The 16414-nt window shown below is 62.5% G+C and carries 12 protein-coding genes; 8 read left to right on the top strand and 4 right to left on the bottom strand.

Going from position 1 to position 16414, the window contains the following annotated elements; genetic code table 11:
* Window positions 1-312: 312 nt before the first annotated feature.
* The 3 genes from FAB82_RS08870 to FAB82_RS08860 all read right to left on the bottom strand — a co-directional run bounded on the left by FAB82_RS08870 (window position 313) and on the right by FAB82_RS08860 (window position 6121).
* Window positions 313-1545, bottom strand: coding sequence for a DNA sulfur modification protein DndB (locus FAB82_RS08870; protein ID WP_136534182.1), 1233 nt, complete (start codon window positions 1543-1545; stop codon window positions 313-315).
* Between the two features lie 216 nt (window positions 1546-1761).
* A complete protein-coding gene (gene mobF, locus FAB82_RS08865; RefSeq protein ID WP_136534181.1) occupies window positions 1762-5319 on the bottom strand; it encodes a MobF family relaxase in 3558 nt (1185 codons plus the stop codon).
* A gap of 364 nt (window positions 5320-5683) precedes the next feature.
* The gene (locus FAB82_RS08860) at window positions 5684-6121 is read right to left on the bottom strand and encodes a hypothetical protein (protein WP_136534180.1); all 438 of its coding nucleotides are present in this window, start codon (window positions 6119-6121) and stop codon (window positions 5684-5686) included.
* A 244-nt stretch (window positions 6122-6365) separates the two neighbouring features.
* On the opposite strand from FAB82_RS08860, the gene FAB82_RS08855 reads away from it, so the two are divergent.
* From FAB82_RS08855 to FAB82_RS08820, 8 genes are all read left to right on the top strand, one after another.
* The gene (locus FAB82_RS08855; RefSeq protein ID WP_136534179.1) at window positions 6366-6692 is read left to right on the top strand and encodes a hypothetical protein; all 327 of its coding nucleotides are present in this window, start codon (window positions 6366-6368) and stop codon (window positions 6690-6692) included.
* Between the two features lie 189 nt (window positions 6693-6881).
* The gene (locus FAB82_RS08850; RefSeq protein WP_136534178.1) at window positions 6882-8078 is read left to right on the top strand and encodes a helix-turn-helix domain-containing protein; all 1197 of its coding nucleotides are present in this window, start codon (window positions 6882-6884) and stop codon (window positions 8076-8078) included.
* Between the two features lie 21 nt (window positions 8079-8099).
* On the top strand, window positions 8100-8588 hold the full coding sequence (locus FAB82_RS08845) for an NUDIX domain-containing protein (protein ID WP_136534177.1): 489 nt from the start codon (window positions 8100-8102) through the stop codon (window positions 8586-8588).
* A gap of 145 nt (window positions 8589-8733) precedes the next feature.
* The gene (locus FAB82_RS08840; RefSeq protein WP_211116471.1) at window positions 8734-10260 is read left to right on the top strand and encodes a pyridoxal phosphate-dependent decarboxylase family protein; all 1527 of its coding nucleotides are present in this window, start codon (window positions 8734-8736) and stop codon (window positions 10258-10260) included.
* A gap of 25 nt (window positions 10261-10285) precedes the next feature.
* On the top strand, window positions 10286-11170 hold the full coding sequence (locus tag FAB82_RS08835; protein ID WP_168801503.1) for a class I SAM-dependent methyltransferase: 885 nt from the start codon (window positions 10286-10288) through the stop codon (window positions 11168-11170).
* A complete protein-coding gene (locus FAB82_RS08830; protein WP_136534175.1) occupies window positions 11163-11522 on the top strand; it encodes a hypothetical protein in 360 nt (119 codons plus the stop codon). Before FAB82_RS08835 ends, FAB82_RS08830 begins: the two co-directional genes overlap by 8 nt.
* A 513-nt stretch (window positions 11523-12035) precedes the next feature.
* On the top strand, window positions 12036-13751 hold the full coding sequence (gene argS, locus FAB82_RS08825; protein ID WP_211116474.1) for an arginine--tRNA ligase: 1716 nt from the start codon (window positions 12036-12038) through the stop codon (window positions 13749-13751).
* Window positions 13752-13953: 202 nt separating this feature from the next.
* Window positions 13954-15480 carry a hypothetical protein gene (locus FAB82_RS08820; protein ID WP_136534173.1) on the top strand — a complete coding sequence of 509 codons (1527 nt, stop codon included), beginning with the start codon at window positions 13954-13956 and terminating at the stop codon, window positions 15478-15480.
* Here the strand turns inward: FAB82_RS08820 and FAB82_RS08815 are convergent.
* Window positions 15452-16357, bottom strand: coding sequence for a DNA adenine methylase (locus tag FAB82_RS08815; protein WP_136534172.1), 906 nt, complete (start codon window positions 16355-16357; stop codon window positions 15452-15454). The two genes, FAB82_RS08820 and FAB82_RS08815, sit on opposite strands and share 29 nt — an antisense overlap.
* Window positions 16358-16414 lie beyond the last annotated feature (57 nt).

Below are 16414 nucleotides of genomic sequence, written 5' to 3'. Positions count from 1 at the left end.
CGAACAATTTCGATCGCTAACCGAGATGGAAGAACCTCACTGATGGATTGGCGGACTTCCTCGCTGAGGTGCTAAGCGAAGATGAAGCAGAGTTCTCGATATCGGAGAATCATCGAGTGCCGGAGGGGTGGGCGGTGAGTGTTGTCAAAGGTGTTGGTCGTTTGGTGAGATCGGTTTCTGTCGAATACAGCTAAACGATTCTGGATCAAACTTGGAATTCGTGTCTGAAGTGTTCTGCTGCTGAAATTGAAATCCCAACGGTTTGATGCGAAGGGACCGGGATTACCCGGCCCCTTCAACGGTGCGACGCGATTAGAGGTCTGCGGGAGGGTTGCCGTACCACTCAGTAATGACCTGCACAAGGTGCTGAAGGTTCTGAGTACGCATTACTGGGGCAGACGCGTTGAACTCGAAGTCCTGTTTGGCATCGGTCTGACGCCAGATGCTGGAGTCAGACACCGGCGCGTTCATGTGAGGGTCGAGCCTGGTGAAGAACGCAGTGATGTCCTCATCAGTAGCATCCTGATTCTCGCGGAGCTCGTGGTAGACGCCGGCCATGACGCGCAGCACCCCAATCGAGCCGAGGAGCGACTGTGACCGAAGCTCGATCGGTTTCAGAGTGCCTTCTGCGACTGCGGCGAGATCCCTGAATCCGTCAGCGAGACAATCGAGGAAGTGGTGAATCATCTCCACCAGGACTTCGTCAGCCAGTTCTCGCTCACGCTGCCTGCCGATCCTTCCTGCGACGCCAACAGCGACGCCCCGAGTAAGGTCGGCGACATGCTTGGCACCCATGAGGTTTGGGTTCTTGGCCGTCATGCGGTCCTGCTCCAGGTCCACTTTGCCTTTGAGCAGTGCGTGGCCGATGACGCGGTCAAGAATGCGGTTCGCAACCTTGCTGCTGTCAAATCGAGCCTTCAGGGCGCTTGAGATCCCCTTCGCGTTGTCGGCGACGTCGACGAACATCTGTCGGGCCAGGATGTTGTCGGGCTCGACATAGATGTCCACGCCCACGGATTCCGACTCCAGCCGCTTGAGCTGCGCGGTGAGCTTTTCCTTCGACGCTTGGAGCTGCTCGGCCTTGGTGGCCTTGGTCGTTCGGGCAATTTCGCGCTCGATCTTCCTGATCTCTTCGCCGATCTGCCTGATGCTCTCATGCACCCCTAGAATGCGGTGCTGCCCATCGACCGTCGACAGGGGCGACAGCGCACCCACCGCCCACGGGATCGTTAGGTAGCCGATCGTGCCTTCTGTTCCGGGGATCTCTGCGAACATGCATCCGCCGTTGTCCCGCGCCAGCAGTGTCGGTGCGACCCACTCCGCTTGATGCCGGATGTAATCCCCGAACGCCTTGGCGTGTCTACTGTCCACCTTGCGGTTATCCGGGTCGGGCTGGTCCGGGTCTGGGAGAGGCAGGATTACGTCCAGGCTGGTCAGGGGGATGCGGATCGTGTAAACGATTCGGCCCCCTTGATTCGAGCGCTGCGCGACGAAGGTGCTCTCTCGCCGCGGCCCGCTGATCCTGCTTGCGTCGACTTCGATCACGAATTACCTCCTTGTAACGGATCTTTGAGTGTTGTTTCAGGCAACAACATCTTAACTGTAGTACAAGAAGTAATTCATGTTCATTGGGGCCTTGTTCTCTCGGACAAGACGTTAATGGGTCGTCAGTGAATTAAAATCTGATTTGCCCTGGTTTGTGGATGTTGCTCGGATCGCAGTCGGGAGGGGCGCGGACCGGTCCGCGCCCCCGCGGGCTGGCTACGCGGGTCGGGGACCGGTGGGATCTTGAATTCCGGGCTGCATCGGCGCGTAGATCGAGGCGGTTCCGTAGTGGTCGTATCCGTCTTGCTGCTGGCTTTGCCGCGTCTGCTGTTGTTGGTGAACTTCGGTTTCGGGGTAGGGGATCTGGTCGGGTGTGCGGGCACCGGTGGTGAGGTCGTGGGCTTGGTGGGCGGCGGCCGAGGCGATGTCGAGGTTGCGGCGCTCGTCGGGGGTCTTCGGAGTCCACTCCCAGGGGTTGTTCTGGTCGTGGCTGGTGTGGTCGGTTGCGGCGCAGATGATGGCGACGCGTTCGTGCCACATCTCTTTGGCGGTCGGGTCGGTGGGTTCTTCTCCGAGGTAGGCCATCCAGTGGGGTCGCTCGGTCACTGCTGCTTGGGCGAGTTCGCGGGCGCGATCGGCGATGGCGTCGGCGAGGGCGCTGCAGTATCCGGCGAGGCTGTCGGGTTTCGGGTCGTCGCCGGTGGGTGCGGCGGCGATCCACGGGGCGAGGTTTAGGACCCCGTCGTCTGCCGGGGCGTTGTCGTGCCTGCGGGCGGTGCGGAGTTCTTCGGTGTAGGCGAGTTTTTCGGCGAGGTCGGCGATGGTTCCAGCGCGGGCGAGGTTGTCGCGCAAGGTTTCGGTTGCGGAGTGTTCGGCGTCGTCGCGGTCGAGGACGCGCACGAATGCGGCTTGGGCTTCGGACTGCTCCCGCTCGGGGGTGAGCGGCTGGTCCTCGGGGACTTCGACGGTGAAGTAGAGGTGGTTGGCGTCGCGGCCTCTGGTGGCGGGGACGTAGACGCCTTCTCTTCCGCACAGGTCGGGGTCGATGAGGGTATGGGTGGTGTCGACGGTGCGGCCCTGGGATCGGTGTCCTGTCACCGCATACGCGAGTTCGACGGACTCGGCGACGTACGCGGCGGGAAGCACCAGGCGTCCGCCGTGGTCGGTATTGCGGACGGCCAACGCGTCGTCACCGTAGCGGGATTCCACCAGCCAGGTGCCGCCGTTCTTGACGAACTGGCCGCCCTGGCAGGCGAGATCGCGCCGCGGAGTGCGGGTGACGATCAAATCGCCGGTCCCGGCCCGGTTCCCGTCGTAGAGGGAGACCCCGTCAGACGCGACGTTCCCGGACCGGACGAGGTCTTCTCGGGCGCGTGCTGAGAGTGCGGTGACCTCGTTGTTGGTTCCGGCGATCATCAACGAAACCTTGCCATCGCGGGTGTCGGACAGCCACGCCTGGTAGACCCGTTCCCTGAGGTTGTCTGTGTCCCCAGCGTGGAGACGGCCATTGGCGGCGTAGAAGTCGATGGAGGCGTTGTCGCCTTCGCGGAGACTCAGGGACGCTTCGGCTTCGGCGGGGTCGTGGAAGCGGTGGACTTCGTCCAGGACCACCGTGGGGGTTTCGGCGGCGATTAGGCGGAGGGCGCCGCCGGATTCGACGGCGGAGAACTGGTAGTGGTCGCCGAGTAGGCGAAGGGCCGCGCCGTGGTGGTCGGTGATCTGGCGGAGCCGGTCGAGGTTGAGGGTACCGGTCATGCCGGCCTCGTCCACCAGAACTACATCTCCTGGCCGGATTCGGAACTGTTCGAATGCGGCTGGCACGGGGGCGTCCTGGTAGAGGTCGGGTGCCCGCTTGCCTTTGATGTGTTCGTGGACGAACTTGTGGACGTTCTCGGCGGGGAGGCCGAGTTCGGCGGCGAGGACCGCGGCAGCGGCTCCGGAGGACGCGAGTGGGACCAGGCGGCGGCCGTCCGCTTCGACGACGTGGGCGAGGGCGCGCATGGCGGTGGTCTTCCCGGTTCCGGCCGGGCCGATCCCCGCGACCGTCTGCCGCGTATCGGTCGCGAAGGACTCCACGAGTTTCCGCTGCCCGGCGTCGAGGTTGCGATTCTCGCGCTGCTCGAAGTCGTTGAGCGCCGCCTTCGCTCGGTCGGTGGGTACGGCATCGATAACGCCGGGGATGGTGGCGGCCTGGACGAGGTCGTTCTCGGCGTTGAGGATCTGCTCGGAGGTGTAGCGGGTCGCGCCGTGCGGGGTGAAGACCGAGACGCCGTCCTTGCGGCGCAGCACGGCCGGTTCGGGCACGACGGCCGGGGCTTCGAGGCTGATGCTCTCGCCCAATGCCGTGTTGGTGATCTGTCCGACCAGCGCGGTCCGCTGGGCGTGGTCGGTGAGGATGATGCCGCGCTCGGCGAGGGTGCGGTGGGTTGCGGCATCGATGTTCCACCGGTTCCAGGTCGCCCGGTACTCCGACACCCGAGCGGTCACCTCCTCGGCCAGTGCCGGGAGGTCGAGCCCCGACACGGGTGTCGAGGTCGAGCGGGGTTTGCCTACGACTTTCTGGAATCCCTCCAAAGCGTCGGCGCCGAATCGGTCGGTGAACTGGTCCCGCCAGACGGCGTTCAGCTCGCCCAACGACTTCGCGGTGCCCTTGACGTTCCTCGTGTCGAGGTTCGCCGTCCGCGCGAGCTGCCGCTCCGTGGCCTTGTCGGGTGTGCGGCCGTGTGCGGTGCGGTAGTCGGTGGCCAGTTCGTTGTAGCGCTCGATGATGCCCTCACGGCGGGAGGCGAAGGATTTGATCCACTCGTCCTTGACCCCGGCGACCTCCCACACTGGTTCCTTGCTCGCCTTCGTATCGGTGCGCATCCGCCACTCGACCCCGAGCCGCTTCCTCAGCTCGGCGCGGAACGCAGAGTCATAGACGGCCCCGGCGGTCACTGTGATGAAGTGCAGCGGCCGCCCGTCGATGGTCCGCCACTTCCCGTCCCCGGCGGCCTGCACCCGGTTCGCGACCGCGAGATGGGTGTGAAGGTGTGGTTCGCCGTTGCGGTTGTCGAAGTGATCGAACGAGACTGCGACCAGGCCGCGGGTGTCGACTTGGGCAGGGCCGCCGGCCCCGACTCGGGTGAACGCGGCGTGCTCCTCCAGGTACTTCAGGGCCTCGGCGACGGCGGCGTCGTGCGCCCACTTGACCTGCGCCCGGACCGCCTGCGAGTCGTGGAGCGCCCACAGCATCGACGCGGACTTCACCGGTGCGAACACCAGGTCGTACCCGGCCACGGCCTGCTTGCTCTTCTGCGCCGCGACTTTGCGGGCCTCGCGCAGCTCGGCCGGGGTCGGCTCCCGGCCCTGCTCGATGAGGATCTTGTCGACCTGCCGGTTGAACCGCTCGGTGTAGTCGAGCGTCCCCTGCTGGTATTTCGGGAACGCCCGCCCGAGTCGCGCGGCGCGCACCGCCTCCTCGACGATCCGCTCCGCATCACCGGGCTTGCGCACCCGGTGAGTGTTGGCGGCAACGTATGAGTCCATGACCCGCTGCGCGTCCGGACGCATCCCTTCGCCGAACAGGAACCGCATCTGCTCCTCGGCGACCTTGTCGCCCATCTTCAGGTCGAGGCCGTCGAGCCCGGACCCGAGCCAGATCCCCGGCGGGTTCCCGCGCGCGTTGTAGTACGCGACCGCGTCCGCCTCCGTCGCGAACACCCGCGGCGTGTCCCCGGCCGCGACCGACTCGGTCAGATACAGGTAGCCCGAACCGGCGTAGATCTTCTTCAACGAAAGCAGCGAACACCACCAAGCCAGAGGAGGGAAATAGTTGACAGAAAATGTCAACAATGCCGCGAGGGAAGCGGCCGGATCGGCAACAGTACATCCCGCACTCGCAGAGTGCAAGATGTGTCTGCCCTTCTTCTCGATCAGCTATAATAATGGTATTATTGCTGGTAGATAGCATAATTTTATAATTTTTGTGTGTCATTTTCTGGCTAATTCTGCTGTTCATAGTCACGTAATGCCTATGGGTAATCGGTAGTGCCAATTGATCTGTGAGATTGCTTCTTGGCGCTCGGTTGACACCAGCTTGAATTGATCTCATCGGCGTGTTCAGTCGAGCGTTCCCTGCGTGTCCGGCTGTTCATTCTCAGATCTCTGCCGGATGTCCGGGACGCTTCCTCCCGTCGCCCGGGCGAGTCCGATTCCGACGTTTGCGGTCGCCCGAAACGCCGGATCGGGTTAGGTTCGCTGCGAGGTTTCGGGCAACCACGACGAAGGCTGGGGAACGATGGGCGGCGGCACCGGCAAGGCGCGGGTGGTCAAGGGCTGCGGAGGAACTTCGATGGTCATCGAGTCCGACCGGATCGAACTGCGCAAGAGCCGGATGATGAAGATCGCTGGTTCCAAGGACGTCACCGTCAACCTCGCCGACATCGTCGGTGTGGACTACCGGAACGCGAACCGCACGACCAACGGACTGTTCCAGATCAACGAACGCGGCGTCGTCCCGGCCAAGCCGGAACCGAACGAGCCCCACACCATGGTCTTGCGCTACGGCCAGCGCGAGGAGTTCGATCAGATCCACGCCTGGCTGCTCCAGGTAATCGCTGCGGGCGACCAGCGGCAGCTCGCCGAGTGGATCACCGCCGCCGAGACCTTCGAAGGTGGCGACCCCACCGACGCCTCCGGGTTCGTTCTGAAGCCCGGTGAGCGGCCTTTCCTCGTGGTCGAGAACGTTGCGCTGATCGAACCGCGCGCAACTCCGGGTAGGTACACCGGGACTTCCGCCGGAATCTCGGTCCCGATCACCAAAGGCGTCCGCGTCCGCGTTGGGCAGCAGCGGCAGCTACACGCCCGGACCCACCCAGCCGACCCCGATCGACACCGGCACGGCCATGATGAGCGCCGAGCGGATCGTCTTCCGCGGCACCAAAGCCACCAGGGAGTGGCGGTTCGACAAGCTCGTGGGCTTCGAGCACTCCTACGACAGCGCGTGGACCGCGCTCCAGGTCTCCAATCGCCAGCGCACCTCCGGCATCGGCTACGGAGCCGTCGCCGCCGACGACTTCAGAATGCGCCTCGACCTCGCCCTAGCGGTCTGGCGCGGCGACCGGGAGGGATACGTTGCCGCGCTCAAGGCTCAATTTCATTCGTAGCGCGGGTCGTTGATGCCCGGTTTCTGCGCTGTGCATGCGCTCGCGAAACTCGGCCGCCGCATGTTCCCCTTGGGGCGCAGTCTGAGTTGATCGATCTTGCTCAGGGACGGTTGTTCCCGCCTGGAGGAGTTTGCGCTACCGTGAGACGACTACCACCGAACGTCACCGCATCCCCTGGAGGTAGGGGTAATGGCTCGGCGAAAACTGCGGGAACGCAGGGAAGAACTCGGGTACTCCCAGGAATCACTGGCGAGAGCCATCGGCGCGGAGACTACTACGGTGCGCCGATGGGAGAGTGGCTCGACCTCGCCGCAGCCGCTGCTGCGCCGGAGACTCGCCAGGGAACTCAAAGTGAGTCCCGAGACCCTGACCGAATTGTTGGCAGACGACGAGGCGAAGCACACTCCTTCACTAGAGTCCCGCACCAAGGGGGACGGTGACATGCGACGACGGACGTTCTTGGCAGGTATTCCCTTGCTCGCCACGGCGATGACCCCGAACTCGCTAGGGAGTTTGGAGGTCGAGGTGTCCCGGCTGTGGAGCTGCTACCAGGACTCGCGCTACCAGCCCATCATCGACCGGATGCCGGGCCTGCTCTCGCAGTTGCAGTCCCAACTTCTCAGTGGGCCTACAGCGGATCGGCGGCGCTGTGAGAACGCCTTGGCGTTCGCCTATCAGCTCTCGGCTACGACGCTCACAAAGCTCGGTCACCGAGATCCCGCAATGGGCGCGCTCGATCACGGGATCGCGGCGGCAGAACGCGGTGAGAACTTGATTGTCGCCAGCTCGATTAGGCGCAGCAAGGCGCACGCGCTGCTGGCCTTCGGCCTCCCTTCTGTAGCTGCTGAGCTTGTCGAGGAGACCATCCGCGAGCTCGCGTCGGCGCACGTCCTCGAGTCTCCAAACTCCGTGTCCATCCTGGGCACGCTGCACCTGGTGGGTGCGGTCGCCGCCGCGCAGGAAGGCGACGCCCGGCGCGCGCTCGCTTCCCTGGACGCCGCCGACGAGGCGGCGGCTCGACTCGGTCGGGATGCCAACTGCCTGTGGACGGCATTCGGACCCTCGAACGTCGCCATCCACCGGGTCGTCGCGGATATCGAACTCGGGCGCCTGCGGAACGCCATCGACTTCGCTCCATCGATTGACGCCCGATCGCTGCCGAGCGAACGCCAGGCACGCCACGCGATCGAAGTGGCCCGTGCGCACACGATGCTCGGCCAGATCGATGAAGCCGCAGGAGCGCTCCTCGACGCCGAAGCAATGGCCGCCGAGCAAGTGCGCAACCATCGTCTCAGCCGACAACTGGTCGCCTCATGGCTCGAACAGCCCCGACACCGCGAGGCAGTATCGTCCTTGGCGGAACGGATGCGGATCGAATCCGACTAGACCAGGCACCGGGGAGCACCGATGGACCAGACCCAGACCGACCAGGACTCCCCGGAACGACGCGCCCGCGCGTTCGCCGCCTCTGCGGCACTCATCCGAAACGAAACAGGCGACATCCTCATGGTCCAGCCCACCTACAAGGACTCTCTGGAACTCCCCGGCGGCTACATCGAGATCGGAGAGTATCCGGTCGCGGCGTGCCTGCGGGAAGTCCGCGAAGAACTCGGCATTGACATCGAGCTGGGCGGCCTTCTGGCAGTTGACTGGGCACCTGCCGCGAACGAGGGCGAGAAGATCCTCTTCATCTTCGACGGCGGGCAACTCAGCTCGGACGAGGAAGCTGCCATCAAGCTTCGCGAAGTCGAAGTCTCCTCCTTCGGGTACTACTCCCTACCCCAGATCGAGGAACGAACTCCGCCACGGCTGGCACGGCGCATTGCCCAAGCAGCGCAAGCGAACTCTTCTCGATACCTCGAAGACGGCGCCATGCCGGGCTTCATAACTCGCTAGCGAAACGAATGCTTCCACCTCAGCGTTTTCGCAGCTAGATCACGCAATGCGCGGAAAATGCCCGGTCTCCGCGCGCTCTCTGCGCTCGTCCTCGACCCCTGCCGTCCTGTTTGCTCGATGAAACGGGCAAGACAGGAGGACCAGGGTGGCAAACGTCATTCACCAGCGCGTAGGCGCCGAACGCGAACACCGAACGGCCGGAGCGAACGCGGCCGACTCACTCCAACAAACCCTCATGGACGCCATCGACGTCGGCATCCGGTTCAAGCGGGAGGCTCCTGCGCTGGCGGAGCCGAGCGACCCGCTGGTTCTGCGTGACTGGTTTGTGGACGACCTGCCCGCAGTCGGGGTGGGCGCGGAAGCCGTGACCGCCGAGATCGTCGAACGGCTGTTGCCGTTGTGTAAGAACGAGGCTCACCCGCAGTTCTGCGGGTTCGGGGACACCGGTGACGACCCTGCCGCGCTCGCTGCCGGAATCATCGCGATGTTCACGCAGCAGAACCTCATCAACCAGCGGTTCGACGCGCCCGTCGCGACGTTCATCGAGATCGCGGTCCTGCGCTGGCTGCGCGAGGCACTCGGCTACGTGAACCCGCAGCGCGAGGACATCCAGACGGTGTGGAACGTCGGCGGCTTGATCACCACCGGCGGCACGATGTCCAACACCATCGCGATGATGCTCGCCCGCGAGAACCAGGCTCCCGGCACCATGCAGTCGGGTGTGGAGGACCCGGAGCGGTTCTCGATCATCGTCCCGGCCGGTGTCGGACACTACAGCGTCCGCGCCGCCTGCACCTGGATTGGCACGGGCGCCCACATCATCCAGGTCCCGACCATCGGGTTCCGCTACGACCAGGACGAGCTGCGTAAGGCCCTGGCTGAACACGAAGGTCGCATCATGTCCGTGGTCGCCTACGCCGGGGACTCCCGCACTCAGACCATCGATCGACTGGCCGACGTCGCTCAGATCGTCCGCGAGGCCGATCCGCGAATCTGGCTGCACGCCGACGCTTGCTGGGGACTGCCGATGGCCTTTTCCGAACGCCTGCGGCCCCGCCTGGCCGGTATCGAGCAGTTCGACAGCGTCACCGTTGACCCGCACAAGGTCTTGGCGATTCCCTACAGTCTCTCGGCGCTCCTGGTGCGCGAGCCGGAGTCGCTGCGGACGGTCTCGACTTTTTCAGACTTGATCATGCAGGAGGACTTCGCGTTCGGACAGGTGACTCCGTTTGTGGGCACGAAGAGCTGGGGGTCGTTGAAGCTGTGGGCGATGATGCGGTCCCACGGCCGTGCCGGACTTGGACAGATCGCTGAACGCCGAGTGGCCCTGGCCGGCCGCTTCGCCGAACTGGTCGACGCGCATCCGCGACTCGTCCGGCTGCATGACCCCGACATGGCCGCCGTCGCCTTCTGCTACCTGCCGCCCGGGATCGAGGACGGCACCGGAGACGTCGAGGCCGTCAACACCTTCAACAAGGCATTGCACAGCGCGCTCCTGGCCGACCGTCGCTGGTTTCTCCACACCTTCACCCTCCCCGACGACCTCGGCCGGATCGCGCCCGGCGCGACAGTCCAAGCACTGCGACTGGTGAGCATCAATCCGCACCTCACCGAACAGCACCTGACCGACCTCCTTGCCCACCTCGACGCGCTCGCGCTCGACCTCTGCTAAATCCGAGATGGAAGGACCACACTTCATGCCTGAGACCTCATTCCGCAGCGTCTACTCCCAACAGGGCCGCTACGACGAACTTCTCCTGCCTCACATCTTCGGCGCCGCAACGGATGTCGACCTGGTCGCCGCCCGTATGAAGGAGCACTACGGTGAACCCGGCCAGCGCACCCTGGCCGTGTGCGACCTGGGATGCGGCACTGGGCGCGTGACCGCTGCCCTGGAGCCCTACGCAGCGAGCCTGGTCGGCGTCGACTCCTCCGAGGCCATGATCCGAGCCTTCACCGAAGAATTCCCCAACGCGCGGACCGTTTGCGCTGACTTGCCAGCGGGCATCGCCGAGCTGGAGTCCGACACCTTCGACGTCATCGGAGCGTTCTGGTCGCTGTCGTATCCGATCATGGCCTACTTCGAGCGTCTCGATGCCGAAGGAATCACCGAGAACCTGAACGAAGCACGCGCGATGATCGCCGCCCGCGAGCTCGTCAATCAGATCCTCCGCCTCCTCAAGCCCGGCGGGCGTCTCATCGTTCAGTTCTTCGACTCCGACTCGCCCGAACAACAGGTGGTCTCGCGGCTCTGGGAACGCCTCGCCCCGCCACCTGGGGGAAGCCGGTCCTTCAGCCGCCTCCTTCTTCTCGACACCTTGACCCGGGCCGCCCGGCGGGGCCTCGGTCGTGTTCGCATCGACCACTTCGAAGGCGCCGCGCTCGCCAAGGACGCCAACGCCGCACGCTCGTGGTTCCTGCACGTCCACGCCAAGACCCATGAGGCGATCCTGAACGACCCACGCACCCGAGCCGATGTCGAAACCTTCATCACCGCCCACGAGCGCAACGACGGCACCGTCCATCTCCCCGCTGGGGTCTATCTCATCGAGTTCACCGCGGCCGAGGCCGACCATGTCTGACTTCTCAGGTCTTCTCTCCGAGGCCGCGACGCTCGGCCGCGACATCATCGGCCACCGCGGTTACGCCATCGCCTACGGATCGCAGACCGCTGGCATCGGCTCGCCCACTTCTGATCTCGACCTGCTCTACGTCCTCAGCGGCGACATCACCCGCGAGGCCAAACAGCGACTGGCAATGGACGTGGTGGACCTACATCGCCGCAACGGGTTGCGCATCGACAACGAGGTCGCCCACGAGGTGAAACTGACCGCAGCCAGGGACGAAGTCGCAGCGGCAGTGATGCTGACACCGTTCACCGGCCCCGATCGGGTGACTATCCAGATCCCCGCCGTCAAACCCACTGCGGCGTAACTCAACTCGCCAGAGTTCAAACTCCGCTTGGCCCTCGGAGCCATAACCGGATCGCATCTGTTCCTGTGCGGCAACCTCCCCAGGTACCGGAGTGACCATGGCGCCGCGACTCGTGCAGTCGCCGTCCTTGTCTCTGCGGCGCTGGCTGACCGCTCGACCTTCACATACAACGAAGTGCGGGAGGCACTACTGGTCCACCCAAGCGGTGCGGCTGGCAAGGACCACCTCGGCTATCTGCCCGGCCCAGCACTTGAGCATCTGACCAGGACTGTGGTAGCTGAACTGCTGGCTCTTCGCGTGATTGGACCGTACGGTCGGAGCCGTTTCCAGCACCGGTACCCGGTGACCGACAACAGCCTCCTGCGGCCCGCCATCACGGCCGCGGTCTGATCTCAGCTACCCTTACCTGCGAAAACAATCTCGCTGCGCATCGCAGCAACCAATTCGAACTTGAGGGATGACTCAGTGACCGTGCAACCAGTGACTCCGCTTGTCGAGGCCGTCGAGACCGCCATGGTCGACGCACTCCGACGAGCCCTGCCCGAAGCCGGCAGGACGGAGCCCCTGGTGCGACGAAGCGACAGAGCCGACTTTCAGGCTAACGGCGCGCTCGCACTCGCCAAGCAGCACGGTCGCAACCCGCGCGAACTCGGCGCGGCTGTCGCCGCAGCCATCGAAGCCCCAGGTCTGATCTCCAGCGCCGAAGTCTCCGGCCCCGGCTTCATCAACCTCGACCTCACCAGTGAGGCCATCTGGGCACAGGTCGCGGCCCGTACTGACTCCGACCTGCTCGGCCTTGGACTCCCGCTGGCGGGCAAGCGGATCATCGTCGACTACTCCGGGCCGAACGTCGCCAAGGAAATGCACGTCGGCCACCTCCGCACCACGATCATCGGCGACGCCCTGGCCCGCCTCGCCGAAGCGCTCGGCGCGACCATGATCCGCCAGAACCACCTGGGGGACTGGGGAACCCAGTTCGGCATGCTCATCCAGTACCTGAACGAGCACCCCGAAGCCGAATGGCACCACGCGGATGACGCCGACCCGACCGCAAATGTCGCAGCGCTCGACCGGCTCTACAAGCAGGCCCGCAACGTCTTCGACGCTGACCCCGACTTTGCAGACCGCGCTCGTGCCCGGGTCGTCGCCCTCCAAAGCGGCGACGAGGACACCCGCAAGGTCTGGCGCGACCTGGTCGAGGTCTCCGCTGAAGCGTTCGACGCGATGTACGAACGGCTCGGGGTGAGCCTGACCGCAGCCGACCTCGCCGGAGAATCGACATACAACCACCTGCTCGACAATGTGGTGGAGGAACTCGTCGCAGCTGGGATCGCCGTCGAATCCGAGGGCGCCCTATGCGTGTTCTTCGACGACATCACCGGCCCAGATGGGAACCCGGTCCCGCTGCTGCTGCGCAAGGCCGATGGCGGATACGGTTACGCCGCAACCGACCTCGCCGCTATCCGCTACCGCATCCGCGACCTCAAAGCTGACCAGATCCTCTACGTCGTGGACGCCCGCCAAGCCCTCCACTTCAAACAGGTCTTCGCCACCGCCCGTCGCGCCGGATGGCTCACCGATGAAGTCGAAGCCGTCCACGTCCCGTTCGGAACGGTGCTCGGCCCCGATGGCAAACCCTTCAAGACCCGCTCCGGCGGCACCGTCCGCCTCATGAGCCTTCTCGACGAAGCCATAGCCAAGGCCAGCGAAGTCATCGGGGAGAAGAACTCCGACGCCGATCCTGCCGACCTGGCCGCGCTTGCTGCCGCCACCGGCATCGGCGCGGTCAAGTACGCCGACCTCTCCAACAACCGCATCAAGGACTACGCCTTCGACACCGATCGAATGGTCTCCCTCACCGGTGACACCGGCGTCTACCTCCAATACGCTCACACCCGTCTCGCCTCGATCCTCCGTATGGCAGGCAAGACGAACGGAACGGTGGACACCGCTGCACCGATGTCGAGGGAAGAACGAGCGCTCGCCCTTCATCTTGACGCCTACGGGACGAACCTCGCCGAGTCGATGACCGAACGCGAGCCTCACCGCCTCTGTGGCTACCTCTACATGCTCGCGAGGACCTTCACTCGCTTCTACGAAGCGAACCCGGTCCTAAAGGCAGAAACCGACGAGATCCGTAAGAATCGCCTGGGCCTGGTCCGGCTCACCAGGGACACCCTTGCTCACGGCCTCAACCTTCTTGGCATTGCTGCACCAGAGCGCATGTAGGAAGCAAGCCAGGGGATTCAGGGAGCCCATCGATCGGTGTTCCCCACTGAGGGTTCAGATTAGGTAGAGTGAAACATCTTCTAGCCGAACCATGCCCGCTGAAGAGAAGGTTGCTGCTCAAGGCGGGCATTTTCGAACACTTGGATGAATAATCGAACGGGCGGCAGAGCTACTGCGGCTTCGGGCGGTTGCGGAGGAACTAATGGCCTACGACCCCTTGCCTATTATTGAGATCAAGATTGATGATCTGCGTCTGGATCTCGACAATTACAGAATTCCTACCAGGCGTTCAGATGAAGCAGCGGCTCTGAAGTACCTTTTCGCTTCCGAGGACGTTCTCAGTGCGGCGCGCCTCATTTTGCAGAACGGCTATTTCGACAACGAAGTTCCTATTGTGACTCATGACGAGACCGGCTACGTTGTGCTTGAAGGAAATCGACGTGTTAGCGCGCTGAAAGCGCTTCAAGATCCGACACTGGTTCCTGGGCATGACAAAGAGATTCGAGCTCTTCTGAAACGACACGCTGTCGAATCTCAGGAGCTTCCTACGGTCATCCGAGTCCTAGTTTCACCCAGCCGGGAGGCTGCCGCACCGCATATCGCCAGGCTGCACTCCGGTCTTTCTAAGAAAAGGTGGAGTCGGGATCAGCAGGCGAACTTCTATTATTCGCTTCTGGATGATGAAACTTCGGTTGACGATATTAAGGCTCAGTACTCTGGTGTAGAGGTTGTGCGCTACATCAAGATGGCTGTGGCGCGCCGTTTTCTTTCTGGGGCTCACTTCAGCGACCACAGTCTCAGAGAGTATGCGATCAGCAACGACCTCAAGATGTCCTCGTTTGAATACGCTTATCGTAATAGCGATATTTCCGCAGCAGTTGGTCTTAACTTTGCCGGCGACGGGCAACTCCAGCCTAGTTCCCTTCGGCCTGAGCAGATCGGCAGCAAACTTTCATCGATTCAGCTGAGTGCTCTCGAATATCTCTTGAGTGAGTTCAGAGCCGGGAGGTTGAATACGCGCTCGTCCGAGTTCAAGAAGAGTTCCGAAGAACATCAGCGACTAATGAACTTCTTGACTAAGCCAGCGCAGCCCGCTGCTCCAGGCGTTCGAGAGAGTGACGATAGCCCCACTGCGCCAGCGATGCCAGTAGGACCACAGGGGCCTGAAGGCCGCGTGAGCCTCCCTTCGGAACCGACCGAAGACTCTGGTGACGCCAACCCGGCTAAATCAAAGACACCTGACGACTTGGGATCAAAGTCGCAGGCCACACCCGCTTCGGATCCAACAACTCGGGGGCCTAATCACCCACGAACAAAGAACAACCTAGATTTGTCGGGAGTCGAATACGACAAGGTCTCGGTCAATCTTAAGTACCGGTACCATGAGCTACGTTCGATCAATATCGAGATTTTTCCTGTCGCAGCTTCGATGTTGATGCGGCTAATCCTAGAAAGCACGATCAAGTTTCACTTTGAAACTAGCGGAACCAGAGCCCAGGGCGAACTTTCTGCGATCTTTCCCAGGGTGAGTGATGAGTATGGCCAAATTAAGGCCCTGAAGTCAACAATCAACTCGGTAAAGACCGGAACGGTGCATCGACCAGGATCGATCCAATGGTTTAATAACCTTTCACATAATGGGGATGCTGTAGTCAAGGCTGACGATGTTCGTGAGGCATGGAACCTAATCAACCCCTTGCTCAGACACCTCCTGCGACCATGGAGTTGATAGGATTCTGAGTCGCCTTTAGAATTCTAGCGACACTTTCTGAACTAATTAGCAGCTCCTCTGCTCGCCCTGGGTGGCGCGCAGAGTAGCTGATCTCAAGCCTGCATTGGAAGCAGTCGCCATATAGTTTCTCGATAACTGGTGCCGTATCGTACGTCAGGAGCCAGTGAGCTTTCCCTGTGGCCTTGACAATTTCGGCTAGTGCGTTGTGATCGCGTCCGTCAAAGGCATTCAGATAGAGTTGTGATCCCGCCTGGACGTAAGGGGGGTCGATGTACATAAAAGTTGAAGCGTCTGACGAGTAGCGCTGGATGACAGTTCGGCCATCGAGATCTGTTACTGTAATTTTCTCTGCCAGATTTCCAATGGCTTCTAGTCTTGACTTAAGTGTTTCCCTGTTGAAGCGTGCATCTATCTTGTAATTCCCTTTTTGATCCTGCCCGCCGATTACTCCAGCGTTGAGCACTCCCGATCTGTTAGTTCGGTTGAGGTAGAAGAAGGAGAACCCCAGTCCAAGCAAGTCGGAGGTGTCGGAGGCCCGGTAAATACTTCGCTGGCGCTTCCACTCGTCGACTGTCAATGGGGTTGTTGAAACCAGCTCGACAAACTTCTTATTATGTGTAACTACGGAATTCCAGAATGCGAATACTGCAGGATCGATATCGTTGATCACCAGATGCTTTACAATGCCTTCACGAAGCAGCGCAATGCCTGCTCCGGCACCACCCGCGTACGGCTCTACATATCGTGGATTCTTGATTTCAAGACCAGCTATGATGTCTGCGAATAGGCCCGCGAGCGCTGACTTTCCGCCGGGGTAGCGCAGCGGTGAAAGTGTGCCGTACCTGCGAGATGCTTTAATTCTCAAGTGGTCCATGGTTTTACCTCTTCTTACTGCTTCGGTGGCATGCGACACGGCATCGTGCTGAACAGA

It is taken from the genome of Glycomyces buryatensis, assembly GCF_004912275.1.
GTDB lineage: Bacteria > Actinomycetota > Actinomycetes > Mycobacteriales > Micromonosporaceae > Glycomyces > Glycomyces buryatensis.
Note: the sequence above shows the minus strand (reverse complement) of the source record. Positions and strands in the feature narration are given on the sequence as shown.